Raw genomic sequence first — 25,094 nt, forward strand, 5'->3', positions numbered from 1 at the left:
AGTGTTGAAAGAGCAAAATATGAAAAAAAATATCTCTTATTTGCTATTCCTGTGTCTTTTTTTTATCTCCCTTACCGGATGTGCCGGGAGGTACGGCACCTATGATCCTGAGAGCAAACAAGCATTGCGCACGCTTGCCGGGGGCGCGGTAGGTGCGCTTGTTGCCGGAAATACAGGGGGAGCCATTGTGGGAGCCTTTGTAACTGATATCTATAACATCTCCACGGTGAAATATATCGATAAACAGATTGAAAACGGAGAAGAAGCTGCGAGGAAGTACAAAGATCTGAGGGAGGCTGAAAGGCCGAAGGAGGAGAAGAAAGCTGAAGAGCCCCGCCAGGAACAGAAGAAGGTGGGAGAGATAGAGGAGGACAAGAAGAAGGTTGAAACACCTTCGGAAGAACAGAAGAAGGTGGGAGAGATAGAGGAGGACAAGAAGAAGGCTGAAACACCTTCGGAAGAACAGAAGAAGGTTGAAACGAAGAAGGAGGAAAAGAGCGCCAAATTTTTTATCGAGAAATCATTCGTTGCAACCCAGACGGTGAGGCCCGGCGCAACTGTGGAGGCGAATGTGCAATATACGCTGCTTTCCGATGAGGATACGCATGAAATCCGGGTAACCGAAACAAGAATACTCTCAACGATAGAGAAAACCATCGAAATCGCAAAAAGGGAGATAATCAGAACCCGGGGAACTTATATATCGACAATCCAGTTCAAAATGCCTGATGATATGCCGAGAGGCTATTGCGTGCTGTTCACGACGATATCTGTCGAAAGGCGTGCAAGGTCGGCAAAGGCGGTCATCAATGTGATATGATCTCTACAGCGTTTTTTCATATATCCTGTATTTTTTATAGAGCCTGCCTCCTATCATCTCCACAAGCCTCTGAGTAGGGATATTGTCTTCAAGTATCCAGGAAAATTCGACCCGTTTATACCCTCCGTTTTTGACACCCCTGAAGCCTTCACGGAAGAGGACTGCATCGACACCCTTATTTCTGTATTCGGCCTTGATGCCCAGCAGGAGCAGTCTAAGGTCGGTAATTTTTTTTGCGTAGTAGAGTGCCTTTACTATGCCGACGGGTCCCAGTTTGCCGTTCAAATGTTTGAGAACGAAGTTGAAATCCGGCAATAGACCCATAAAGCCTATGGGCTCATCATCTTTTTCCGCGATGAGGGTGATGTCGGGAACAACGACAGGCTTAAGGTTATCTCCCAGATACGCAAGTTCTTCATCAGTCAGAGGAATGAATCCCCAGTTTTTTGCCCATGCTGAATTGTATACCTCTTTGAAAATGAGCATCTCTTTACCGAAACGTTTTTTGTCTATCGGCCTGACACGCACCCCGGCCTTCATCGCAAGATCAGCCACCCTGTGGATTTTTCGCGGAAGCTCATCCGGTATGTCAAGGATATAGGCGTACAGGTCTTTTGCTTTCGTCATGCCGAACATCTCCAAGAGGTCATTGTAGTATGGAGGGTTATAGGGAGTCATAAGCATGGGATGGCTGTCAAATCCCTCTATCAGCATGCCGCATTCGTCGTTTGTCGAAAAGCTCATCGGGCCTCTCATGATATCCATGCCTTCCTTTCGGAGGATATCTGCGACTCTGCCAAGGAGACTTGAGGAAATTTTCGTGTTTTCCATGGATTCAAAAAAGCCAAAAAAACCCGCTTTTTCGTCGTGATAATTGATATGTCTCTGGTTGATGATAGAGACGACCCGGCCTGCTGTCCTTCCGTTCTGTTTTGCGAGGAAAAAACGGACAGATGCGTGAAGGAAAAAAGGGTTCTTCTCAGAAAAGAGCTTTTTCACTTCCCTGACCAGGGGAGGGACATATGAAGGGTATGCTGAATAGAGTGTGAAAGGAAGTTGTATAAAGTCACTGAGGTCTCTTGGGGATTTGACCTCAATAACCTCTATCATTATATGATGCCTAGCTTTCTGCCAACCTTTCCAAATGCATTCAGTACGATATCGAGTTGCTCGTCCGTATGGGTTGCCATGTAGCTTGTCCGTATGAGCGCCATGCCCGAGGGAACAGCGGGGGTAACGGCCACATTTGCGAATACGCCTTCATCCTGAAGCATCATTCCCATAAGAAACGCTTTTTCGTCTTCACCTACAATGACCGGGACTATGGGCGTCTCGCTATGGCCTGTTTTGAAGCCGAGGTCACTGAACCCGTTCAGCATCCTGAAGGTGTTTTTCCACAGCTGTTCTCTTCTTTCCGGTTCGCTTTCAATGATATCAATCGCAGCGCTGACTGACGCGACAGATGCAGGCGGGGGACTGGCACTGAAAATCAGGGACCTTGCAAGATGCTTAATATAATGGATTACATCAGACGATCCTGAAATGAAACCTCCTATGGAAGCGAGTGACTTGCTGTAGGTTCCCATGATGAGGTCAACCTCGTCTTCAAGGCCGAAATGCTCTGCAGTACCCCTGCCGGTTTTTCCCAGCACGCCGATTCCGTGTGCGTCATCTACCATCAGCCGGGCGCCGTGCTTCCTCGAGAGCGCAACCACATCAGGCAGAGGGGCGATATCTCCTTCCATGCTGAATACCCCGTCGACAACCACAAGCTTGTCCCTGTCCTCATACTCGGTGAGGACCCTTTCCAGGTCTTTCATGTCATTATGTTTGAATTTCCTGATCTCGCCGAAAGACAGTCTGCATCCGTCAATGATGCTTGCGTGATCCATCTTATCAATAAGCACGACGTCATCTTTGCCTGCAAGGGCTGATATTACCCCTAAATTGACCTGAAAACCGGTAGAAAAGATCAGGGCGGCGTCTTTCCGCATGAAACGCGCGAGTTTCTCTTCAAGCTGGACATGTATATCCAGAGTTCCGTTCAAAAACCGTGAACCCGCGCATCCGGTGCCGTATTTCCTGATCGCCTCGATTGCAGCTTCTTTGACTTTCGGATGGTTTGTCAGGCCGAGATAATTATTGGACCCGACCATGATCATCTTCCGCCCGTTCATGGTAATCTCTGGATCCTGGGCACTCTCGATTGTCCGGAAATACGGATATATACCGTGAGATATGAGTTTTTTCGCTTTGTCGAATTTATAGCACTTCTCAAATATGTCAGCTGATTTTTTTACAGCCATTTGTGGATCCTGTACCAATCCGCCGTCCATTTTATCCCTTCCTTTATTCCGACCTTTGGAAGATACCCCATTTGTTCTCTTGCCTTTTTCGGACTGCATATCCAGTGCGAATGTCTGAAATCCTTTATTCTGTCCCTGTTGATAATCCCCTGCTTGTTTATCCTCTCTCCAAGGAATGCAAAGAACAGCATGGCAGCCTGAGGAACTTTCAGCGGCCTTGCCCTCACATCAAGTGCAGTGGATATTTCTTTTGCTATCTGTTCACCTGAATAGCAGTTATTATCACAGATGAAATATACATTGCCTTCTGCCCGTTCGCTCTCTGCAGATAATATTATACCCTGAACAAGATCATCTACATAGAGTAATGAATAATAACATTTTCCAAGGTCAAAGAAGAAACCTTTTTTAATCATTCTGAAAAGGACAAGCATATCCCTGTCTCTTGGTCCGTATACCGCCGGCGGCCTTAAAATTGTCACCGGGATGACATCCTTAAATTTCAGGACTGCCATTTCGCCTTCAAGCTTGCTTTTCCCGTAATCGGACACGGGTGAAGGGGCAGCGTCTTCCGGAACCGGAGCCCCGTTTTTGCTTGGACCCGCTGCTGCAAGACTGCTCAGGTAGATGAACCTTCTGATTCCCGGATTACGCTGAGCGATAGCATTTATCAGGTTTTCAGTCCCCTTTGCATTGATGTGGAAAAATTCGCCAGGAGTACAGGATTTTGTAATGCCGGCAAGATGAAAAATATAGTCAAATCCGCCGATTACGGGGAGAAGGGAATTCTTGTCTGTACAGTCACCCTTCACGATACGGATATTCAGATTTTCGATCCACCTGAGGCTGGAGGTTTCCCGTGAAAGGCAGGAAAGATCGAACCCTCTCCTGATGAGTTCTGCACATAAATGGCTTCCAATGAAGCCGGTAGCTCCTGTGACAAGAGCCTTCATAAGGTGTCAATATTTTGGGCAATGAAGCAGGGAAGAGTCAAGTCCCTTTTACCGTTTGCGAGTATCCTGACATACCTATGAAATCGGCTACTGATTGCAGGGCACTACGCCGAACCGTATGCATGCAGTCCTGAGAGCAGCAGATTCACACCGAGATACGTGAATATTACGGCCATAAAGCCTATGACAGCCACGACTGCAACCTTTTTTCCTTTCCATCCCCGAATCATCCTTCCATGGAGATAGAAGGCATAAATAAACCATGTGATTAACGACCAAGTTTCTTTCGGATCCCAGCTCCAGTATACTCCCCAGGCCTGATCAGCCCAAATGGCGCCAAAAATCAGTCCGCCAAGGGTAAAGATCGGAAACCCGACAGCGATGCTCTTGTAGGTGATTTCATCCAGCATCTCAGCAGTTACATGGAATTTGGTGATGATTGTCCTGAGCACCGAACCGAACCTCCATATGAGAAAAAGCGCAGCAAGGGAGAGAATCCAGCTCAGGGTTTTCACGAACATGGAGGGGTTGAGAAATGTTGTTTTGAAAAGATAGCTCTTGACAAAGACATCGGGTCTTACTTTGACTTTAAAGGCGAGAAAATCGATACTCATCAAAACCAGGATAACTGAAAAAATACCAAAGGTAAGGGTCCAGAATATGTAGGAAGACTCGGTTCTTTTTTCTGTGGTCATAATGAGGTACATGAGTCCGGTACTGAAGGAAATGGAAAACGCGGCATATGCGATGAAACTCATGGTGACGTGTGCAAGAAGCCAGTTGCTTTTCAGCGCCGGTACCAGAGGCTGAATTTCCTTTGAAACACCGGATAGATCTATGAAGGCCAATGCAAGACCGGCAATCGGTGTGACAAAGGCGCCGAATGAACGGTTCTTGAATTTGAATTCGATTATCAGGTATCCCAAGATCAGGCACCATACGAAAAATATGAGCGACTCGTAAAGGTTTGTAAGAGGCGCTGACTTCCAGATTCCCAGACCGCTCAGGCCGGCAAATTCATTCCACCGCAGAATAATTGCGGAAGTCTGGGCAAGGAACCCTGTAATTGTTATTGCTGTTGCGGTGATGCCGATCTGCTGTTTCCTGAACGCAACAAAGGTTATATAGACAATCATGGCCAGTATGTATGCCATTGTGGATATGCCAAAGAAAAGGGAACTGTCCATCTATTTCCCTCCTTCCGGTTTTTTATTCAGTGACGCGATGACTGTATCGATCTTCCTTTCAAAGGCGGCCCTGTTCTTGTTGGAAGTAGCTCCAATAAGAACCCTGGTGGTGTTTTTGTCTTCGACCAGCTTCACCCATATTTTCCTGTGGCTCATGAAAAAGGCGACAAAAAGGCCAACGCTCATGGCAATGCATCCGAAATACACTACCCACACACCCGGGTCTTTTCTTACCTGTAGGCCGGTAAACTCAACCCCCCAGTAATCAAGAAATTCTACCCGGTGTCCACCCGGCAAATGCCATGTCTCCGGATACCTTTTGAGTATCCACCCGGTAAGTTTGTTTTTCCCCCCTTCGGTGAAATCGATAAGCACAGAGGGATTGTTCATCTGATTTGCATAGGTGAAAGTATGTCCATGCTCGTCAATCCTTAACGCAGGGCTGAAGTCAATGATCCTGCCTGTTATGTCGGTGCCGGGAATCTGGAACGTTTCTCCAAACCTCAGGTTAAGTGCAGAGGCCTTCCCGTCCGATGAAACAGCGTTTAATATGAATATCCCCTTGCCGCCACTGTTGGGAACAAGACCGTAGCTTGACTGATAGAACGTGATTCCGCCGAATGTCAGAGGATCGTTGACAGTAATAGATTTTTTCAGTACCTCCTTGCCGTCTTTTATTACGGTGAGCCAGCTTTTATATTCTTTGGGCATGTCTGATTTGCCGTAGAAAGTGACTTCAAAATTATCGCAACGGATTTCAAAATCCAGCGGTATTTCCCTGTCCTTGCCTGAGAAGGCAACACCGGATACCGCACCCTCGGGAAGATTGAGAAACCCGCTGAATCCGAAACGAAGCCCTATGATTGCCCCAATGAGGATTATGAGGATACTGAAATGCGTGATATACACGCCGAGCCTGCTGTAATTTCCTTTCTGGGAGTAAAACTGATAGCCATTTTCTTCCCGGGTTTCCATAAAACGGAAACGAATATTCTTGATCGCTGCCGAAACAGTATCCCTGACTTTTTCAGGGTTGCCCTTTAGCACGATCTCCCTGTTGATCTGAAACTTTTTCAGCTTTTCTTCAGATACCGGCGCTATGGGCTCACGTACAAGTTTCCATATTCCGGGAAGTCTGTCGAGAGAGCAGATGCTTATATTAATGGAAAACATGATTAACAAACCTATAAACCACCATGCGTGGTACATGTCCATGAACCCGAGTGTGAAAAAGATGCTGTACAGGGATGGAGCCAGAGATTGCCCGAAAAGCTTTGCCAGTATCTCCATGTTCTGGGCCGGATCACCCTTTTGTTCCAGAACTGTTCCAACAATAGATGTAAGGGAAATAAGCGCGAAGATGATGATCGCAAGTTTGACTGACGCAAGAAAATCCCAAATGCGGTCAACGATTGTCTTATTCTTTTCCTGTTCCAAGGTACGATTTCCTCTCAAGTTTTATATTCTAAAATTTTTACCTGGACAATAACAAGAAAATTTCAATAGCAGGATGCCGAAAATTCCTTAAGGGAGAATACTTATATATGCCCGGAAGGAGAATCGCATATTCACCCAGTCAAAATCTCTTTCAGGGCTGGGAAGTTTTTGTCATATCTTTATAGAACTGCTTATTTTCAGAAAAAAGGAGCCCGTCCTCAAACTTAATCACACCGGAGAGAAAAAGGTTTGCAAGGGATGCCTCTAGCGAACTGTAGTCATCAGTGCCGGTGAGCATCTGAGACTTTATCTGGTGTGTTTTGCTTTCTCTGATGAGGTTCTTGACGCCGAAGCTGTTGATTATTTTTTCATGGGCGAGAATCCTTCCTTCTCCTTTCTTGAGAGGGACAAGCCTTTGGGAAAGGACAAAAAGAAGATTGTCTGCAAGCCGGTTTCTGATAAGGGTTTGCTGATGGGGAGGGAATATGTTGATAATTCTTTCTATTGTGGATGCAGCGGTGCTTGCATGGACCGTTGCAATTACGAGATGCCCCGTATCTGCTGCCTGCAGCGCAATAGCGAAGCTGTCAGCATCCCTCATCTCGCCGACGACTATCACGTCGGGGTCCTGTCTGAATACGTGCTTCAGGCCTTCATAGAACGATTCGGTATCCAGTCCGATTTCCCGCTGATTGACATTGCTTTTTTTGTGCTTGTGGAGATATTCAATCGGATCCTCAAGTGTCACGATATTGCATCTTCTGTTGTTGTTGATGATGTCTACCATTGCGGCAAGGGTTGTTGTTTTCCCGTGACCGGCAGGCCCTGATATCAGGATCAGGCCCTGTGGGAGAAGGACAAATTCCTTTAACCAGGGAGGCAGGTGCAGTTCCTCGGGAGAAGAGAGTATATCAGTAATGTGACGCAGGGTGATTGAAATGGAATTTCTCTGTTTGTACAGATTGACTCTGAAGCGGCCGATCTCGGGATAGGTTACCGCGAGATCATGATCGCCCTTCTGCGTGAATGTTTCCCAGTCTTTCCCTGACATCAGTTCCTTTGCATACCGTTCACAATCGGAAGGGGACAAAGGGTCCATGGAGGCCCTTTTTATGTCGTTGCTGAGTTTGATGCAGGGAGGAACCCCGGCGGTCAGAAGCATGTCAGTGGCAGGAGACCCCGCAAGATATTTCAGGAGAGACATCAATGGCGCGGCTTTTTTCAGCTCAGCCCTCTGAATCTGTTTTTCGAGAGTCTCCCCGGTGAGACCGGCTCCCGGGTTTGTCAGGAGGCTCTCTACTGCGACCTCCATCTGTGAAGAAGGCACTACGACAGGGATGACCTTTTTCCCGAGAGAAAACTCTATGTCCCGTATGGATATCATATCCCTTGGATTCACCATCGCAAGGGTTATGGAAGTCTCATCATAGCTGATCGGCATGACTTTCATCGATTTTATTTTTTCGAGGGGCATGATTTTCAAGACTTCCGGGGAAATTTCGATTTTGTAAAGATTTGCAGAAGGGATGCCCATCTGCTTGCTCAGGAAGTTCAGAAGGTTATCGTTTGTGATATAGCCCATTTCCACCAGGATAGATCCCAGCTGTCCACCGGCCTGAGCCTGTCTTCTTAAGGCATCTTTCAGCTGATTGCTGTTGATTAATCCCTGTTCGACAAGAAGTTCACCAAGGCGCTGTTTCTTTCTTGCGGGGAATGGCATAAAGTTTTGTACCACTTTCAACTCTTGTTTGTCAATTTGTTTTTGTTGAGTATTGAGAGGGAAAAATCGTCAATTCAAGGGAAAAAATCGGTCCTGTACATGGTATGTTTTATACGCAGCGATGCTATAATGAATTCAACTCAGTTGCTGTCATGATCGCAGAAATGCACGGATGAACCGCAGGGAAATTGTTTCGCTACCATGAACGGTACGGGAAAGGGGAGGCATGAATGAGGATTGTTACGGCTGAAGAGATGCGGGACATAGACGCAAAAACCATTCGTGGGTTCGGGCTCTCCGGCCTGATACTGATGGAGAGGGCAGGGCTTTCGGTTGCCTCCAGAATCAACGAACTGTTCGGCAAAAAGAAGTGTATCGTGATAGCCGGAGGCGGCAACAATGGCGGCGACGGGCTGGTGGTTGCAAGGGATCTGTACAACCAGGGAAGAGATGTGAAGGTTTTTCTTTGCACGCCTCCCGAATCCCTGCAGGGAGATGCACTGGCGCAGTATCAGGCTGCGTTGAACTTTGGGGTGCCTGTACGACCTGTGCAGGAACTTCTGGCCGGACACGCACCGGTAATCGGCCGTCATTCACTCATTGTGGATGCGGTATTTGGTACAGGATTGCGCAGGAAAGTTTCCGGGTTGCTCCTGGAAGTGATCGCATTCATCAATAAGTCTGGATTGCCTGTGATAAGCGTGGATATCCCGTCAGGGATATCTTCAGATAACGGACAGGTTATGGGTGATGCGGTGAGGGCGGATTGCACGGTTACATTTGGTCTCCCCAAACGAGGCCACCTGTTATACCCCGGAGCAGAATATACCGGCAAACTGTTTGTTTCGGATATCGGCTTTCCCCGGCAACTGCTCCTTGCCGGAAAATCCGATCCCGAATTGCTCGAAAAAACATTTGTCTCCGGACTTATGCCTCTCAGAAGCGAATATTCGCACAAGGGAACCTACGGTCATGTGCTTATTGTTGCAGGGTCAAAAGGGAAGACAGGGGCAGCGCTCATGGCGGCAAGGGCATGCCTGAGGACAGGAGCCGGCCTTGTAACGATCGGGGTTCCTGAATCGCTTGAGGGAATTTTTCAGTCGGTCGTCAGGGAAGAAATGGTGCTTGGCCTGCCTGACAGCAGCAGCGGTTTGATTTCAGCAAGGGCATATGAGACAATCCTCGGGTTTCTCCGCAATTCTGCGGACATCCTCGCCATAGGACCGGGCATGGGTGTTTCTGGGGATACAAGGAAACTTGTAAAGAGGCTTGTGGAATATGCGGACTGTCCGATAGTTATTGACGCAGATGGCATCAATTCTCTTGAACACCATCAGGATGTATTGCCCAGGGCAAAAAAAGGTGTAATTCTTACACCGCATCCCGGTGAAATGGCCAGGCTGATACACCGGGGGCAGCACAAGGGGAGACAAACAGTGCTTGACATCCGTGATGAAATAGAGAGGGACAGGATTGCCGTGGCGATATCCTTTGCAGGGGAAACCGGGACGGTTCTTGTCCTTAAGGGGGTTCCGACCATCATTGCTTCTCCTGACGGAAAAGCTTATATAAATTCGACCGGAAATGCAGGGATGGCTACCGGTGGCACCGGAGATGTGCTGACCGGAATGGTGTCCGGATTTCTCGGACAGAACGTCAGCCTGAGTCAGGCCGGGGTTCTCGGGTCGTACCTGCACGGCCTTGCCGGAGATATCGCAGCTGAAAAGAAAGGCCAGCACTCGCTTGTCGCGACTGACATAATCGATGCATTGCCGGCGGCTTTCCGTTCAATGAAACAGGATAATTCTTGCATCATCTGATCTTTATTTTGGATGACCAAGTCGTGTATGTAATTCTGCCGGCAATGCAGATCGTTTTAACTCATGTTGGCATTCAGTACCAATACACGACAACACCGTGTCTGCATGCAGCTGCTGAGTTGTTTTATAATCAATAGGCATGTTCACTGCTATGGATACATTGATTTTTCCCGGGATATTCGGGGCAGCGGTTAGGGCATTTTTTACGCGGAAAGAAGTAGGGGTTGATGCGGAGAAGATCAGCAGGCTGCTTTCTGTCAGGAAGGGTTCTCTTTATCTGCCGCAGCAGAAACATACTGACAGGGTTTACCTTCTTGATGGTGATTTCAGTCCTGTAGTGGCTGATGCCGTGGTGACCCGGCAACGCGGGGTGTTGATAGGCGTGCAGGTGGCTGACTGTGTTCCGGTTCTTCTCCATGACACAAAACACACAGTCATCGGTGTGGTGCATGCGGGCTGGAGGGGCACTGCAGCGCAGATTGTGCAAAAGACTATTGCTGTCATGGTCACGCAGTGCGGGTCCCTTCAGGAGAATGTTGTCATGGCCCTGGGCCCGAGCATCAGGGGCAGTTGCTACGAGGTCGGTGCTGAAGTCAAGGAGGCCGTATACAGGGCAACCGGCGAAGGAGAATACTACGTCCGCAGAGGGGAAAAATACTTCATTGACCTCGCTTCCGTGAACATGCTTCAGGCGATGTCCGCCGGCATCCCGGCGAAAAATATCTGGATATCAGGCGACTGTACCCACTGCAATCCTGAACATTACTACTCTTTCAGGTTCAGCGGAGAGTGCAACGGGAGTCAGGGCGGATTTATTGGGATATTCTGAGACTTCCGGGATGAGAAAGCACTTTATCAGTCACGGTCCCGATGAAACAAAAAAGATCGGGGCAGAAATCGGGAGATTATTGAGGCCGGGTGATGTCGTAGGTCTCTATGGCGAGCTGGGCGCCGGAAAGACTACACTTATTAAAGGTATCGCCAGTGTACTGGGTTTAAATGAGAGGGAAATTGCCAGTGCCAGCTTTACGATCATCGCTGAATACGAAACTGTACCTCCTCTGGCACATATTGATCTGTACAGGGTCGAAAATCAGACTGAGCTGGATGAACTGGGGTTATGGGAATATCTCGGAGGCGACTGCATTACGGTCGTAGAATGGGCGGAGAGGGCTGCTGCATTGCTGCCGGAGGATTTGATTAAGATAACCTTGGAATACTCTGGTGAAAATTCACGGGAGATAGTGATTGAGGGAAATTATGAAAAACATAGGGATAATCTCTAAGACAGGACAACCCGATCCAGTCGAAATACTCCAGAAACTCTTGCCCTGGCTCAAACAAAAGGGGTGCGTGTCATATGTGGACAGTGAGACCGCGGCAGTCCTGAACATAGAAGGGACGCCCCGCACGCAGATACCTTTACTCTCGGATATTATCGTTGTTCTAGGCGGAGACGGCACCATGCTGAGCGCAGCACGGCTTGTTGGTGAAAAAGGGGTCCCTATACTTGGAGTAAATATTGGAGGTCTCGGCTTCCTGACCGCTGTGCACAGGGATGACATATATCAGGTTCTCGATCAGGTTCTTACCGGCGAGTGTTCCGTTGAGGAACGTATTATGCTCAAGGCCTGTGTTATCAGGCACAGTGAATGCATTGCAGATTATATTGTTGTCAACGACGTGGTGGTGAACAAAGGAGCCCTGGCACGGATAATAGATCTCGAAACCTATATCAATCATAATTTTGTCGCGACTTTCAAGGCAGACGGCCTGATAATTTCTACACCGACAGGGTCAACGGCATATGCACTTTCTGCCGGGGGACCTATCTTGTACCCCACTCTGCGGAGCATTATTCTTGCACCGATATGTCCCCATACTCTTACCAACAGGCCGATTGTTCTTCCGGATGAGGTATTGGTCGAAATAGTACTCAAATCCCGGAATGAAGACGTCTTTCTTACCATAGACGGCCAGGTGGGATTCTCTTTGCGACAGGGTGATACTGTTGAGGTACGAAAGTCCGAGTTCAAGGCCAGGTTTTTTGTCCCCTGTGAACGGGATTATTATCATATTCTGAGAACAAAACTGAAGTGGGGAGAAAGATGAGTGCCACCCGTGGCATTTAGCACAGCATGAAGGACGCAAAGGTGCAGGAAAAAGATTTGATCGAGAACCTGAAAAAAAGTATTGCGTTTTTTCAGGCACTGGGTGTTGAAACCCTCCCGATCAGAGTTCAAGAAATGGGCAGAGAGCCAGTCACCATGAGAATGCCGGCCGGAAACCCCAGGGATGCCCTCAAAACCTTACAGGAGGAGATCGGTGACTGCAGGAGATGCAAACTTAGCCAGAAAAGGACGACCATCGTGTTTGGCGAGGGAAATCCGGAGGCCGAACTCATGTTCATCGGGGAAGCGCCCGGAAGGGAGGAGGATTTGCAGGCAAGACCCTTTGTGGGAGATGCGGGGAAATTGCTTACACGTTTGATCGAAAAGATGGGATACAGGCGGCAGGATGTCTACATTGCCAATATTGTGAAATGCAGGCCGCCGATGAACCGCGACCCTGAACCTGACGAGATCGAATGTTGCAGAGGATTTCTGGAAAGTCAGATAACAATCATCAGACCCAAGGTTATTGTGGCACTTGGGAGAGTATCTGCACTCACCCTCATCGGAAATGACAAATTGAAGATAACCGCAATACGGGGTAAGTTTTTTGACTATAAGGGAATACCTTTTATGCCTACCTTCCATCCTGCCTACCTCATCAGAAACCCGAAGGACAAATGGCTGACATGGAGCGATATGCAGGAAGTGCTCGAACGACTGGGAAAGAAAGGATAATGCAGGATGAAGACAACGCTTCTGGGAATTGTTATCCTTGCTGTCCTTCAGTTTCCGCATGTTGCACGTGGAGCAACAGTCGATCGTGTACTTGCGACTGTGGGCGAAGAAGTGATTACCATCGCGGACTACCGGCAATTTGTAAAAGGGATCGGGGAAATACCTCTTGCTGACGAGATTGATGAGGATATTTTGAAAAGGTTTATAGAGGAAAAAATCATCATCCATGAGGCCAGGAAGAAGGGGATAGAGGCAGATGAAGCTGATATTGACCTGGCCATCGAAGAGTTCAAAGCAATGAATAGCCTTTCTGATGAGGATCTGACAGTTTTTTTGCAGGAGGAAAATATCAGCATGAAGGAGTACCGGAATATGCTGAAAGACAGACTGGTAATATCCCGTCTTGTAAGCCTTGAGGTGGACTCAAAGGTTATCATAGAGGAAAAAGAAATGGAAGATTTCTATCAGACACATAAGAAGGATTTTCTGAGTACCCCGGAAACTCTCAGAATACATGCCATCTTTCTCAGGCTGAACAATGATGCAACGGTTACCGAGATTACTGACCTGAAGAGAAAGGCGTTGAAAATAGCTTCTCTCCTGGATGAGGGGTACAGCTTTGACATGCTTGTGGAAGAGTATTCAGATGAACCACTCAAGAGTCAGGATGGGCTGCTCGGCACTTTCGTCAGAGGATCGCTGGTTGCCCCCCTGGATGGAACAGCGTTTGCCTTGAAGGAGGGGGAAGTGAGCGAACCTGTGTGGGTCAGTGAAGGCGCATATATCCTGAAACTCAAAGAAAGGACCCCGGAGAAATTCAGACAGTATAAGGAAGTCAGAGGTGAACTGCGCAATGCCCTGTATGAACAAAAAAGGGAGCAGATGTTCAATTTTTGGCTTAAAACGCTATGGGAAAAGTCTTCTGTCTCAGTAAAATAAATCAGAAATTATTTCCGTTCATGGTGTTCATGATGCTTGCTGCTGCAGATGCGCAGGCGGCAATGAATGAATATGCACTTTTCGACAAGGGATATAATGCATACCTGTCCTATATGCCGGAAAAGGCAGTTGAAGAATTCAGGACTTTCCTGAAGGAGTTTCCGAAAAGTTCAGCGGCAGATGCTGCCATGTACTGGCTCGGCAAATCCCTCCTCCGGCTCAATTCCGCTGATGAGGCAAAAAACGTTTTTTCTGCCCTGCAGCAGCAGTTCCCGAAGAGTCCTTTTATTGCATATGCGGCACGGGAAATCGCACAGATCGGCAGACCGAAAGATCCCGGAACGCACGGCGTTGTATCAGCCGATGATATGAAGAAGGAGAAGGATATTGCGGATGAAAAGCTGCTGGAAACAGAAAGACAGATCAAGCTCATGGAGGAAGAGATTCTGAACGCAGCAGAGGAGCGGGAAAATCTCAGGGCGCTTCTGGAAGGAGAGAAAAAGCAGTCGGAAGAGTTGCGGTCTGAGATAACCGGGTATGAAACAATTATCTCGTACATGGTAAATTCCTCTTTTGTCCTCACCAAACTGGGAGTCAGGGAGGTGCTCTGGCGGACTGGAAATATCCTCGATGATTATATCAATGAGAACATACTCTATGAAACGGCAAGAACTCTCGGGATATCTGAAGATGCAAAGTATCAGCAGGATATGATCGATACGCACAAGTTCACCCGGCAACAGGCTGAATATCTTGCAAGATTCCTCGCTATCTCCAGCCTCATAAACACGAAGCTCAGGGAAATGCCGGAAGACATTACGGAAGACAGAGTCATTGAGATGCTGGATGTGAGATACGAACAGACTGACAAATATACAAAGATCATGCTCTCGGAGAGACTGATAAAAATGGCAAAAAGCGGAACATCTTTTCAGGACGTTCATCAGTCATATCCTGATGTTGCAAAATTCAGCTTCCGCAGGTTCCATGAGCTTGAGAAAACCATCAGGGACAGAATCCAGAATTTAGGTATCGGGGATATAGAAATTATCTGGTCGGAGGACGGGTATGTGATTGCAAAGCCTATTGTGCGCACACCTGACTTTCATCCGGACAGTGAAGTTCTCCCCGAGACGAAAAAAAGGATAAAAGCCCTTATCGGAGAATTGCTTCGAGAAAAGAAATGAAGCATCGGTCTTGCTATGCAGAGAGACGGCGGGTTCATTATCCCTGCACAACGAGGAGCGGCTACCCCTCACATCTTTCTGACCGTTTCTGTCCGAACAGAAATAAATCTGTAGAATCTGTATGACATATCTGTCAGGACGATTATCGCAAGCGCAGCCATCAGCAGCACAAGGAACGCATCTATCTGGAATGTGAGTGCCTCGGCCTTCGAGGCAGCCTTCAACGCCTTACCTCTGAATATCCAGAGCAGTTCCCACGATGCGGTAAGGGTGGTGGTAAACATGAAGACCATGGGAAGGAAAGTCACCCATGCATACCGGACCTTCCCTGATTTGACGAGAAACATTGTCCCAACCCCAAAGGCAATTGCGGCAAGGAGTTGATTCGCAACGCCGAACATCGGCCAGATGGAGGAAACATTCCCGGAATGAATGAGATACCCCCAGGCACAGACAACCAGAAAGCTCGCACCAAGATTGCCGGGTAACCAGCCGGTCTTTGCAAGTGGCGTGTATATCTTTCCTCCGAGTTCCTGCAGCAGAAACCGTGCGACCCGTGTGCCAGCATCAACCGTTGTGAGGATGAACAGCGCTTCGAACATCAGAGCGAAATTATACCAGTAAGGCATGAGTCCCTTCATGCCCGGAATGCCCGAAAGGATTGAAGCCATGCCAACTGCAAGAGAAACCGCACCGCCCGGTCTCCCTGCCACATCAGTTCCTATCATCGACGAATATTCGCTGATTCTTTCAGCAGGGAAGCCAAAATCCGCTATTGCCTCCAGAGACAGGTTGGTATTGATGGCAAAATAATCACCCGGTATCAGGATAGTTGCAGCGATAAGCGCCATTACAGCCACAAAGCCCTCAACCAGCATTGCACCATATCCGATAAACGGAATATCTTTCTCGTTCATGAGCATTTTGGGGGTTGTCCCTGAAGATATAAGGGAATGAAATCCTGAAATGGCGCCGCAGGCAATGGTGATGAACATAAAGGGGAATAAGGTGCCGGGGATAATGGGACCTCCTCCCTGAGCGAACCTCGTAACAGAAGGCATCTGTATATCTGGCGCAATAAGCATTACCCCGATGGCAAGCAGGAGCATTGTGCCTATCTTCATGTAGGTCGAAAGATAATCCCGTGGGACGAGCAGAAGCCAGACAGGCAGCGCAGACGCGATGAACCCGTATGCGGCAAGCGAAAATACCATTGTGTTTCTTGAGAGGTTGAACAGGGGATCGAGGAATGAACCGGGGATATAATGGCCGGAGAAGACCGCAAAGAGCAGGAGTATGACCCCGATCACACTCACCTCGCCGACTTTCCCGGGTCTGATACGATAGAGGTAGATTCCCATAAACAACGCTATGGGAATAGTAAGTGCAATGGTAAATGTGCCCCAAGGGCTCTTCACAAGGGCATTTACCACTGCCAGGCCGAGACCGGCAAGGGCGACGATAAGAATGAAAAGAATCGCCAGTGCTGCGGCAATCCCGCCCACGGGACCTATTTCATCCCTTGCGATCTGCGCAAGAGATTTCCCTCCCCTTCTTACTGAAGCAAACAGGATTACCATGTCATGCACAGCTCCGCCGACTGTTGCACCTATCAGTATCCAGAGGAATCCCGGGAGGAAACCAAACTGGGCCGCAAGCATGGGACCTATTAGGGGGCCTGCACCTGCAATCGCGGCAAAGTGGTGACCGAAGAGCACCCAGCGGTTTGTGGGCTGATAATCAATTCCGTCGAACAGTTTCTTTGCAGGGGTAGTACGGTTTCGATCAAGGGTGAGGACCTTTGCGGCAAGAAAGGAAGCGTAAAATCTGTATGATATGGCATAGAAACATCCGGCAGCAACAAGCAGCCAGAGGGCGTTCACCTTTTCCGAAGGGTGAATAACCTCTGTTATGACCGCGAGAGACAATGCGACCGCAAAGGAAATGAGAATCCAGATGACCTTTTGCAGCATATGATATCTTATGAATTCCTGTAGAAGCCTCTATCAGGCATCTGATAGACGAAATATTCCGAGTCAACATCATAAAGGGGACTCATGAGGAAATTTACCTCACCCTCATACTTCTGGGCAATCGTCAGCAAGTTCTGATGTATGACATTCCATTCATTCTGGGAATCTGCCTCGAGTATATAAAATGACGGGAGGAGACGAAGCCAGGAATACCCGCGGAACACCTCGATCAATGTATTATTGATTTCTTCGTATTGAGTAACTGTTGGAGTAATCTCCCATGACACGACGAAATGCATTCACTATTGTATCCTCTTTTGTGAGGAAAAAGCTCCCCGGAATCCATCGGTCACTGGTTGCATGAGCCTCTTTGCCATGTGTCCCGGCGTTTGGGTTCTATAACCCGCAAGATATCCGGTATCAGCGTATCCCTGTTAGCAATTGAAATTTCAAAGAGTGTGACATCCGCCCGATTTTTTACCTCGGCAATCAGACCACCGCCTTTCATGGAAATAGTCGCGATGCACATAAGGTCCGAATCAAGAATATCCCTTATCAGTCTCCTGAATACCCCGGACAAGCATTCCATTTTTCCTATTTCGTCGATAATGATCAGAGCAGTATGTTCTGAAAGGAACGGGATAGCAGTGAGGAAGTCCTCAAAACCCTTAACATCTACTCCATACTTGCCTACTCTGTGCGGGCTTTTGATATCTGTGTGGGAGAGTATGCCTCGTGGTCCGGCAAGGCTGATAAGTTCGAATCCCGTTCTGACTCTATCCTGACGTATTTCCGCAGTGTAGAAACCGACCGGATTGAGCACCATCAGATGCCCGGCAAGTTTTCTGATGAGTGTTGTCTTGCCGACGCCCGGTTGTCCGGTAATGAGGATATGCTGTGCAGATACATGCATAAGGATACTCTGCGTATATATACTACCCAGATCCAGTTATAAATAAACTCAAACATCTGATAACCAAGGCATTGCGAGTCCCGAAAGCATTCGGGACGTGGCAATCTCACATGAAAAAACGAGATTGCTTCGTTACACTCGCAATGATTATTATCGCTGGATTTGGGTACTATTCCATTGCTCAGTGCACACTTGTCTGCATGCCACAGGAACGGCTTAGCCTCCTGATCATAGAGCATTTCACAGTCCGGTCTGCACCGCCAGTTTCAGAAAAAAAACCCTATCAGATCATCACTTGACCCTGAAGGCCTCTGTGCCGATCAGTATGACCACTATTGCAGAGAGCACCGCTTTAATCGTGGCAGCAAGGAAGCCGATCAGAAAAGCCTTGCCCCCGGCTTTTTTCAGGTCATCAAAGGATATGTTGAGACCAACCCCTGCAAATCCGATGGCAAAGAATATCTGGAGGAACTGCTTGCCGAAAATGGTTCTGTGCTCCTCGGTGAAAACACCGAGCTCATTCAGTGTAACCATCGCGAAGAACCCAAGAATGAAGAGAGGAAATTTTTCTTTTATTACCTGCCAGGTATTGATCTTTTCCTTCTTCTCTCCGGAGGTCGCCTGCCTGATAACGTAGTACCAGATACAGAAGATAACGACCAGAGGGATGAACCCGACCCGGACAATATTTATGATGTTTGCGGTAAGCAGTGAATCATGCCCATACCATGTTGCAGCAGCCACGAGCTGGGCGGTGTTCAGAATGGCAGTTCCTACCCATGCGCCGAAGACCGGCTCTGACATGCCGAGTGCCTTACCGATATATGGAAATGTAAAGAGGGCTACCGTTCCAAAAAGGAGAATTGTACCGACTGCGTAAAAAAAGTCCCTCGGTTTGGCATTCACGACCGGTGCAACCGCGACCGCAGCGGAAACGCCGCAGATGCCGGTTCCGGCAGCCATGACCCCCATCAATCCATTGTCCTGCTTCATCTTTCTTCCAAGGACTGCTACCATGACTGTGGTGCCAAAAATAAACACCAGTACTAAAAGGAGGGCGAACACCCCGACTTTCAGGAGATTCGACCAGAGATAATAGCCGCCGAGCAGGATAATTCCGGGCTTGATAACAGGCCGTGCGATGACTGCCCCTGGCTGAAAGATCTTCGGGAGCCCGATTGTATTCCGTATGAGCATTCCTCCCAGCAGAAGGATTGCAACATAGGTAAGCTGGAACTGTATCATCCTTTCACCAAACCGGAACCTGGACTGAATTTTTTGTGTTGCCGCGAGAGCCTCGTAATCCTTTTCTTTGAGGAAATACGGTTTCTTTGGTTTTTCCTTTATCTCGCCACGCTCGAATGCAGCGACTTTATCCTGATACTTTGCCTCGCCCGCAGCCTTATATTCAGAATACGGCAAAAAGACCCCGCCTTCTTTCTCAGACGCCTTCAGGATCTTTTCCGACTCCTGAAAATTCTTCTGCCATTTATGTATTGACTGGTCCCACTGGAGGGCCAGCCATCCCAGAATGATACAAAGAATAAAACCCGGTACATACTTTATGATACCGCCATTCGTATCTTGCATTTATCGCCCCCCGTTTAAAAGAACAACGATGTAAATGTTTTGGATGTGATGACCCCGGTCAGCCCCAGAATGACTGTTATTGCGGCCAGGATAAGCACCCAGATGTCCTCTTTTCGTTCAGCGGAAAAAACTTTTTTTGCTTTCTCTTCAAATTCTCTGGTTTCTGCCATTTCTTTCCTCCATGAAAAATTTCAGAGAAGTGTTCTCACTGGAGAATAAAGGTTCACTTCATCACCAGGACCGGTACCGGTGAATGCTCAATAAGGCGTGCGGTGACGCTCCCGAGGGCGAACTTTTTTGCCCCGTGCTTGCCGTGAGATGCGGCAATGATCATGTCGGCGCCTTCCTTTTTTGCGACGGCAATGATTGATTCTGCAGGACTGCCGGTCTCTGAGATGACTCTTGCATTGACTCCTTCTTTCTTGAACCTCTCCATGGCCTTTGCAGTAATGGTGGTTGACTCTTTTACCTGGAGTTCTCTCACCACGTTGCAGTCGATTTCAGTGAGACCTATAGGACAGAAATCTTCCATAATATTTACACAGATGATCTCGGTTTCTTCCTTTTTTGCATACTCAATGGCCTTTTCGATCGCCTTCTGGGCGAAAACTGACCCGTCATCTGCCACAACAATCTTCTGCACTGTTCACCCTCCTCTCATGGTTGAAGTTGGTATTTACTACTTCATGAGCCGCAGGACGATTACCACTGCAATAAACGCTGCAAGCCCGATCCCTTCTGCGATGAGGACGATGAGCGCAATCCTTCTCTGGGACGGGGTCATCCTGAGCCAGAACCTGTCGAGAAACCACTTCATGAACCTTCCGCGGCCTGTTTCCATGGCCATGTAGTTCTGCAGGCCTCTCAGCCAGTAAGGCACATCCTCATTGCGGAGGATATCGCCGTAAACTTCTACCCTTGTCATCGCCGGCTCAAGTTCATTTATGGAAAATTCTATCACATCTGAGTCAAATATGTAATTGATCGTCTTTTCCCTGAGGACCACTTCCAGTTTCATCTGGCGGGAATCATTTGTACGGTCATCATAAAGCGTAATATCGTAGATGCCTTTATCAGAACATTTGAGATCCGTTATGTACCATGCGGGATGCAGCCTCAGAACCTTTTCAGGTACCAGGAAAAAAGCCTTTGCGGTTTCGAAAGGAGCCCTGATATCCACGGCATTCATGGAACAAAAAGCGTAGGTACTCTGAGATTCCGGAATATCTTCTCCGGAAGACGAAAGGAACGTATCTTTGCAGAAAAAGTCTTTTTGGGGTTTACGCCGAGGATCAGCAGGTCATAGTCATGTGCAGAAACCTCCTTCGCAATTTCTTCCTCAGGAGGCCCGCAGCGAAGGACTATTTTATACGTCAGCCCCGCGGAGTCTGCCGCCTGCGTGAATTTGTGAATGATCTCTTCTGCCTCTTTTCGCAGTTCCCTGTCTATATGTTCTTTGTATTCAATCCTCCCCACTGCATAGATCTCGTCCGCAAATTTCTTCAGGTAAGGGTCAATCACGTGGAGGGCGGTCAGGCAGGCATTGCATGCCCTTGTTATCTCTATGGCATACCCGATAGCGTTCGCTGTTGCCTGTTCACCGTCTATGCAGAGAATAATGTTTTTCAATGGAGCCATCCCCCGAGTGTTGTATTGATCTTTATATATTTTATTTCTTATCGTACTCAGCACAATTATATCAGGTTTCGAGGGAGTGGACTGTATTCTCCTTATGGGTACTGAACAAGGAATGTTCTGACTGACAAAAAGTCTTTTTTTGAGGTAAAATCATTCCAATGAAGACATTTGATGAAGTTGTAGACTTCCACGGGCATGCATGCCCCGGCCTTGCGCTGGGATACCGTGTTGCACTGGCCGCGCTGAAGGAATTTGGACATCGTTCAGAAGATGAAGAACTGGTTGCGATTGTCGAGAACAGCTCATGTGCGGTTGATGCGGTTCAGGTCGTTACCGGATGCACATTCGGCAAGGGGAATCTGATCTTCAGGGATTTCGGGAAACAGGTGTATACTTTCATCAGAAGACCTTCGGGAAGGGGGATCAGGATTACGGTAAACTGGACCCCTCCGAGAGAAACGGGCAAAGAAAAGGAAATGTGGGACCGCTATATGAAAGGTGATAATTCCGAGGAAGTCCTGCATACCGTGCATAACAGGAAAGCAAAAAAGATCAGGCATGTCCTGAGCGCCGGGGATAGTGATCTTCTGAAGATATCGAAAGGGAAAATGTCCCTCCCGGAAGAAGCGGGAATCTATCCGAGCCTTACCTGCGCGCTCTGCGGGGAAAAGGTGATGGAACCAAGGGCAAGGGTGAAGGAAGGAAAGTGTATCTGCATTCCGTGTTTCCAGAAGAAATGAATCATGGTATGAAGCTGGAGGGTATAGTAATATTGAAATCCGGAGATGAACATGAAAGATATCATCACAAAAGCTGAGATTCTGATTGAGGCCCTGCCGTATATCAGGAATTTTTTCGGAAAGACATTTGTTATTAAATACGGTGGAGCTGCACAGGTAAAGGACGACCTGAAGGAATATTTCGCCAAAGATATCGCCATGCTGAATTTTATCGGTATCAGGACAGCAGTCGTGCATGGCGGAGGGCCCAAGATAACCGCCTATATGGAAAAAATGGGCAAGACACCTACCTTTGTCCATGGACAGCGCGTTACAGACAAGGAGACCATGGATATCGTGGAAATGGTCCTTGGTGGTCTGGTAAACAAGGAGATCGTTTCCCTGATCGCGAGTCATGGCGGCAAGGCGGTCGGGCTGAGCGGGAAGGACGGTGGTCTTATTAAGGCAAAAAAGAAGCTGATACCGAAATCATCAGGAACTGGAACTGATGAGCTTATTGATATCGGTCTCGTGGGAGAGGTGACTGATGTTGATCCGCAGATCATCATCAGCCTTCAGAAGGAAGGTTTCATCCCTGTCATATCTCCTGTCGGAGTGGGACCAAAGGGAGAGACCCTCAACATCAATGCCGATTATGTGGCAGCTTCGGTTGCCTCGGCATTGACCGCTGAAAAACTGATTCTTCTGACTGATGTGCCCGGACTCATTGATGCACACGGGGCAATCCTTTCGACCCTCAGGAAGCAGCAGATTAAGAAGCTTGTCGACAACGGTACGATCAGCGGGGGGATGCTGCCGAAGGTGCAGGCCTGTCTGAGGGCAATCGAAGGAGGTGTCCGCAAGACCCATATAATCGATGGCAGGGTTCCCCATTGCCTGCTGCTCGAGATTTTCACCAAAGAAGGCATTGGCACGGAAATCCAGAAATAAGAAGCGGCTTTTCCTTTTTGTCTCTCTCTCCCTTGGTGTTCTGGCCCTCTATCTGTTGCTGGTCCCAAATGTCTCGCGTTTGAAGAAAGAGAACCCCCAAAAGACTTCCTTTATGGAATATCGGGAGAACGAGTGGAAACGGGAGGGGAAAAAATACCGGATTCAGCAGAAATGGGTTCCCTTATCGCGCATATCCCCGTATCTCATAAAAGCAGTGCTTATTGCGGAAGACGACAAGTTCTGGAGCCATGAAGGGTTTGATTACGCTGCGATGCAGAAGGCTCTCGAAAAAGATATCAGGGCAAAGAAGTTCAAGTTGGGGGGGAGTACGATAAGCCAGCAACTAGCAAAGAATCTCTATCTTTCTCCCGCAAAAAATCCTGTCAGAAAAATCAGGGAGGCGATTATTACCTGGAGAATGGAAAGGATGCTATCCAAAAAACGTATTCTCGAACTCTATCTGAACGTGGCCGAATGGGGAGACCGGGGCATATTTGGCATCGAAACCGCCGCATTGCATTACTTCGGCAAACCGGCATCTGATCTGAATCCGGAAGAAGCGGCACGACTTGCTGCGGTTCTGCCTAACCCGAGAAAATTTAATCCTCTCGGAGAAAGCAGATATGTCCTGAACAGGTCGAATCTGATATACAGCATAATGGTAAGACGGGGGATTGTTGTGCCGGAATATCAAGAAATTGTTGAGGAAACCGCCGGACAGGCGGAGGAGGAGCCGACGCAGGAAATAATGCCTCCTCTCAAGGAATCTCCTGTAGAAACAGCGGAACCTCACATGCCTCCGGCCAGATAACCGGATATTACTGCTCCAATACTACACATGCGATTCCGTAGTCATGCTCATGACTCATGCTCAGGTGGGCTTTTGTTATCTGTTTTTTTCTGAAAAAATCCTCAAGTCTTCCGCTGATTTTCAGAAAAGGTTTTCCGTTTTCGGAGTTCCTTACTTCTATCTCGTTCATGGAGACGAACACATCTGATGAAATGGCTTTTATGAATGCCTCTTTTGCGGCAAAACGGACAGCAAGCGAGAGGTAGGGGGATTTTTTCTGATAACAGTAGGCAATCTCTTCTTCAGTGAAGACCCTCTGAAGAAACCTCGTGCCCCATTTCTCGGTGACTTCCCTTATCCGTTCAATCCTGACGATATCAATGCCGATGCCGAAAATCATAAAAAAATTGTGCGAAAGCTCCTCCGGATGTTCATAAATCATAATCTGAATTTTTTCAAGAAAGCAAGTTTTTTTATATAAATAGCATACTTGTACGTTTTTGTTGACAGGAATATGCCAACATAGAATATAATTGACAGGCCAGAATATTTACTATTAAACTAAATTATCCTTGACAACTATGTATGTCCTTAATATAATTAAGAAAAATCGAGGCAGGTAATTTATGACAAAGGCAGATTTAGTTGAGAGAATATTTGAGAAGATCGGACTCTCCAAAAAGGAGGCTCAGGAGATTATCGAAATACTGTTTGATACAATGAAACAGACATTTATTGAGGGCGAATCAGTAAAGATATCAGGCTTCGGCACATTCAATGTTAGACAAAAAAACGCACGAAGAGGACGCAATCCTAAAACAGGGAGCGACCTTGAGATTACCCCGAGAAGGGTGATTACATTCAGGGCCAGCAACCAGCTGAAATCGGAAATGGTAAAACAGAATGTATAAGTCTGCTCCGGAAAGAGTCAAGCCTCACATACATTTCCCGGATAAACTTTTCTATAAAATCGGAGAGGTGAGTAAAATTTTGGGGGTTGAACCATATGTGCTCAGATACTGGGAGACAGAATTCCCTTTTCTTAAACCCAGAAAAAACAAATCAGGGCAGAGGGTGTATGTAAAGAAGGATGTTGAGCTTCTTCTGGCAATAAAAAATCTGCTGTATCAGGAGCGGTATACGATAGAGGGTGTCAGGAAGAGGCTTGGACTCGGTCCTGCAGAAACTGAAAATAAACCTGAACAGGAGTTGCAGAAAAAGGAAGTTCGTCAGCCTGCCAGAGTAGTCGAACATATCAAAAAAAGGCTCAGGGATATACTGAGTCAGCTTCAGTAAAATCAT

28 protein-coding genes are annotated in these 25,094 nt (G+C 47.7%); 13 read left to right on the forward strand and 15 right to left on the reverse strand.

The annotated features are described in order from the left end of the window. Positions 1 to 19: 19 nt before the first annotated feature. Positions 20 to 820 carry a hypothetical protein gene (locus AB1552_06195; protein MEW6053367.1) on the forward strand — a complete coding sequence of 267 codons (801 nt, stop codon included), beginning with the start codon at positions 20 to 22 and terminating at the stop codon, positions 818 to 820. Between the two features lie 3 nt (positions 821 to 823). Here AB1552_06195 and AB1552_06200 read toward each other — a convergent pair whose 3' ends face one another. From AB1552_06200 to AB1552_06225, 6 genes are all read right to left on the reverse strand, one after another. After that, positions 824 to 1,930, reverse strand: coding sequence for an N-acetyltransferase (locus AB1552_06200; protein MEW6053368.1), 1,107 nt, complete (start codon positions 1,928 to 1,930; stop codon positions 824 to 826). Further along, positions 1,930 to 3,126, reverse strand: a complete 1,197-nt coding sequence (locus tag AB1552_06205) for a pyridoxal phosphate-dependent aminotransferase family protein (GenBank protein ID MEW6053369.1) — start codon at positions 3,124 to 3,126, stop codon at positions 1,930 to 1,932. The genes AB1552_06200 and AB1552_06205 overlap by 1 nt, the downstream gene beginning before the upstream one ends. Next, complete coding sequence (locus AB1552_06210) at positions 3,117 to 4,079, reverse strand: NAD(P)-dependent oxidoreductase (protein ID MEW6053370.1); 963 nt, start codon at positions 4,077 to 4,079, stop codon at positions 3,117 to 3,119. The genes AB1552_06205 and AB1552_06210 overlap by 10 nt, the downstream gene beginning before the upstream one ends. Before the next feature lie 104 nt (positions 4,080 to 4,183). Further along, complete coding sequence (gene ccsB, locus AB1552_06215) at positions 4,184 to 5,266, reverse strand: c-type cytochrome biogenesis protein CcsB (GenBank protein ID MEW6053371.1); 1,083 nt, start codon at positions 5,264 to 5,266, stop codon at positions 4,184 to 4,186. Beyond that, positions 5,267 to 6,703, reverse strand: coding sequence for a cytochrome c biogenesis protein ResB (locus AB1552_06220; protein ID MEW6053372.1), 1,437 nt, complete (start codon positions 6,701 to 6,703; stop codon positions 5,267 to 5,269). A 151-nt stretch (positions 6,704 to 6,854) separates the two neighbouring features. Further along, positions 6,855 to 8,438, reverse strand: a complete 1,584-nt coding sequence (locus tag AB1552_06225) for a PilT/PilU family type 4a pilus ATPase (protein MEW6053373.1) — start codon at positions 8,436 to 8,438, stop codon at positions 6,855 to 6,857. Positions 8,439 to 8,653: 215 nt separating this feature from the next. On the opposite strand from AB1552_06225, the gene AB1552_06230 reads away from it, so the two are divergent. The 7 genes from AB1552_06230 to AB1552_06260 all read left to right on the forward strand — a co-directional run bounded on the left by AB1552_06230 (position 8,654) and on the right by AB1552_06260 (position 15,218). Then, positions 8,654 to 10,243: an NAD(P)H-hydrate dehydratase gene (locus AB1552_06230; protein MEW6053374.1), complete on the forward strand. Its 1,590-nt coding sequence runs from the start codon at positions 8,654 to 8,656 to the stop codon at positions 10,241 to 10,243. Between the two features lie 151 nt (positions 10,244 to 10,394). Then, positions 10,395 to 11,072, forward strand: a complete 678-nt coding sequence (gene pgeF, locus AB1552_06235) for a peptidoglycan editing factor PgeF (GenBank protein MEW6053375.1) — start codon at positions 10,395 to 10,397, stop codon at positions 11,070 to 11,072. A 10-nt stretch (positions 11,073 to 11,082) separates the two neighbouring features. Continuing rightward, a complete protein-coding gene (tsaE, locus tag AB1552_06240; protein MEW6053376.1) occupies positions 11,083 to 11,529 on the forward strand; it encodes a tRNA (adenosine(37)-N6)-threonylcarbamoyltransferase complex ATPase subunit type 1 TsaE in 447 nt (148 codons plus the stop codon). Beyond that, entirely contained in the window at positions 11,504 to 12,355 is an 852-nt protein-coding gene (locus tag AB1552_06245; GenBank protein MEW6053377.1) for an NAD(+)/NADH kinase, read from the forward strand. The genes tsaE and AB1552_06245 overlap by 26 nt, the downstream gene beginning before the upstream one ends. Before the next feature lie 26 nt (positions 12,356 to 12,381). Beyond that, on the forward strand, positions 12,382 to 13,092 hold the full coding sequence (locus AB1552_06250) for a uracil-DNA glycosylase (GenBank protein MEW6053378.1): 711 nt from the start codon (positions 12,382 to 12,384) through the stop codon (positions 13,090 to 13,092). Positions 13,093 to 13,098: 6 nt separating this feature from the next. Further along, a complete protein-coding gene (locus tag AB1552_06255; protein MEW6053379.1) occupies positions 13,099 to 14,031 on the forward strand; it encodes a peptidylprolyl isomerase in 933 nt (310 codons plus the stop codon). Then, on the forward strand, positions 14,001 to 15,218 hold the full coding sequence (locus tag AB1552_06260) for a tetratricopeptide repeat protein (protein ID MEW6053380.1): 1,218 nt from the start codon (positions 14,001 to 14,003) through the stop codon (positions 15,216 to 15,218). Before AB1552_06255 ends, AB1552_06260 begins: the two co-directional genes overlap by 31 nt. 68 nt (positions 15,219 to 15,286) lie before the next feature. Here AB1552_06260 and AB1552_06265 read toward each other — a convergent pair whose 3' ends face one another. The 8 genes from AB1552_06265 to AB1552_06300 form a co-directional block, all read right to left on the reverse strand. Next, complete coding sequence (locus AB1552_06265) at positions 15,287 to 17,101, reverse strand: carbon starvation CstA family protein (protein MEW6053381.1); 1,815 nt, start codon at positions 17,099 to 17,101, stop codon at positions 15,287 to 15,289. A gap of 98 nt (positions 17,102 to 17,199) precedes the next feature. Continuing rightward, positions 17,200 to 17,490, reverse strand: a complete 291-nt coding sequence (locus AB1552_06270) for a hypothetical protein (protein ID MEW6053382.1) — start codon at positions 17,488 to 17,490, stop codon at positions 17,200 to 17,202. A gap of 50 nt (positions 17,491 to 17,540) precedes the next feature. Beyond that, positions 17,541 to 18,104 carry a nucleoside-triphosphatase gene (locus AB1552_06275; GenBank protein ID MEW6053383.1) on the reverse strand — a complete coding sequence of 188 codons (564 nt, stop codon included), beginning with the start codon at positions 18,102 to 18,104 and terminating at the stop codon, positions 17,541 to 17,543. A 291-nt stretch (positions 18,105 to 18,395) separates the two neighbouring features. Next, positions 18,396 to 19,694 carry a putative sulfate exporter family transporter gene (locus AB1552_06280; GenBank protein ID MEW6053384.1) on the reverse strand — a complete coding sequence of 433 codons (1,299 nt, stop codon included), beginning with the start codon at positions 19,692 to 19,694 and terminating at the stop codon, positions 18,396 to 18,398. Positions 19,695 to 19,708: 14 nt separating this feature from the next. Beyond that, on the reverse strand, positions 19,709 to 19,864 hold the full coding sequence (locus AB1552_06285; protein ID MEW6053385.1) for a hypothetical protein: 156 nt from the start codon (positions 19,862 to 19,864) through the stop codon (positions 19,709 to 19,711). Positions 19,865 to 19,917: 53 nt separating this feature from the next. Continuing rightward, the gene (locus AB1552_06290; protein MEW6053386.1) at positions 19,918 to 20,337 is read right to left on the reverse strand and encodes a universal stress protein; all 420 of its coding nucleotides are present in this window, start codon (positions 20,335 to 20,337) and stop codon (positions 19,918 to 19,920) included. Between the two features lie 36 nt (positions 20,338 to 20,373). Next, positions 20,374 to 20,874, reverse strand: coding sequence for a hypothetical protein (locus AB1552_06295; protein MEW6053387.1), 501 nt, complete (start codon positions 20,872 to 20,874; stop codon positions 20,374 to 20,376). A gap of 5 nt (positions 20,875 to 20,879) precedes the next feature. Beyond that, positions 20,880 to 21,323 carry a universal stress protein gene (locus AB1552_06300; GenBank protein MEW6053388.1) on the reverse strand — a complete coding sequence of 148 codons (444 nt, stop codon included), beginning with the start codon at positions 21,321 to 21,323 and terminating at the stop codon, positions 20,880 to 20,882. A 167-nt stretch (positions 21,324 to 21,490) separates the two neighbouring features. Here AB1552_06300 and AB1552_06305 point away from each other — a divergent pair, with 167 nt between their 5' ends. The 3 genes from AB1552_06305 to mtgA are packed head-to-tail and all read left to right on the forward strand — an operon-like array spanning position 21,491 to position 23,813. Continuing rightward, entirely contained in the window at positions 21,491 to 22,072 is a 582-nt protein-coding gene (locus AB1552_06305; GenBank protein ID MEW6053389.1) for an FmdE family protein, read from the forward strand. A gap of 51 nt (positions 22,073 to 22,123) precedes the next feature. Then, positions 22,124 to 23,002, forward strand: coding sequence for an acetylglutamate kinase (gene argB, locus AB1552_06310; GenBank protein MEW6053390.1), 879 nt, complete (start codon positions 22,124 to 22,126; stop codon positions 23,000 to 23,002). Further along, positions 22,980 to 23,813 carry a monofunctional biosynthetic peptidoglycan transglycosylase gene (gene mtgA, locus AB1552_06315; GenBank protein MEW6053391.1) on the forward strand — a complete coding sequence of 278 codons (834 nt, stop codon included), beginning with the start codon at positions 22,980 to 22,982 and terminating at the stop codon, positions 23,811 to 23,813. Before argB ends, mtgA begins: the two co-directional genes overlap by 23 nt. A gap of 7 nt (positions 23,814 to 23,820) precedes the next feature. Here mtgA and acpS read toward each other — a convergent pair whose 3' ends face one another. Next, positions 23,821 to 24,234 (reverse strand): holo-ACP synthase, encoded by a 414-nt coding sequence (gene acpS / locus AB1552_06320; protein ID MEW6053392.1) that lies wholly within the window; start codon positions 24,232 to 24,234, stop codon positions 23,821 to 23,823. A 184-nt stretch (positions 24,235 to 24,418) separates the two neighbouring features. Here acpS and AB1552_06325 point away from each other — a divergent pair, with 184 nt between their 5' ends. Further along, positions 24,419 to 24,703 carry an integration host factor subunit alpha gene (locus tag AB1552_06325; GenBank protein ID MEW6053393.1) on the forward strand — a complete coding sequence of 95 codons (285 nt, stop codon included), beginning with the start codon at positions 24,419 to 24,421 and terminating at the stop codon, positions 24,701 to 24,703. After that, positions 24,696 to 25,088: a MerR family transcriptional regulator gene (locus AB1552_06330; GenBank protein MEW6053394.1), complete on the forward strand. Its 393-nt coding sequence runs from the start codon at positions 24,696 to 24,698 to the stop codon at positions 25,086 to 25,088. The genes AB1552_06325 and AB1552_06330 overlap by 8 nt, the downstream gene beginning before the upstream one ends. Positions 25,089 to 25,094: the final 6 nt, after the last annotated feature.

Source organism: Nitrospirota bacterium, assembly GCA_040754395.1.
In the GTDB taxonomy this organism is placed as follows: domain Bacteria; phylum Nitrospirota; class Thermodesulfovibrionia; order Thermodesulfovibrionales; family SM23-35; genus JBFMCL01.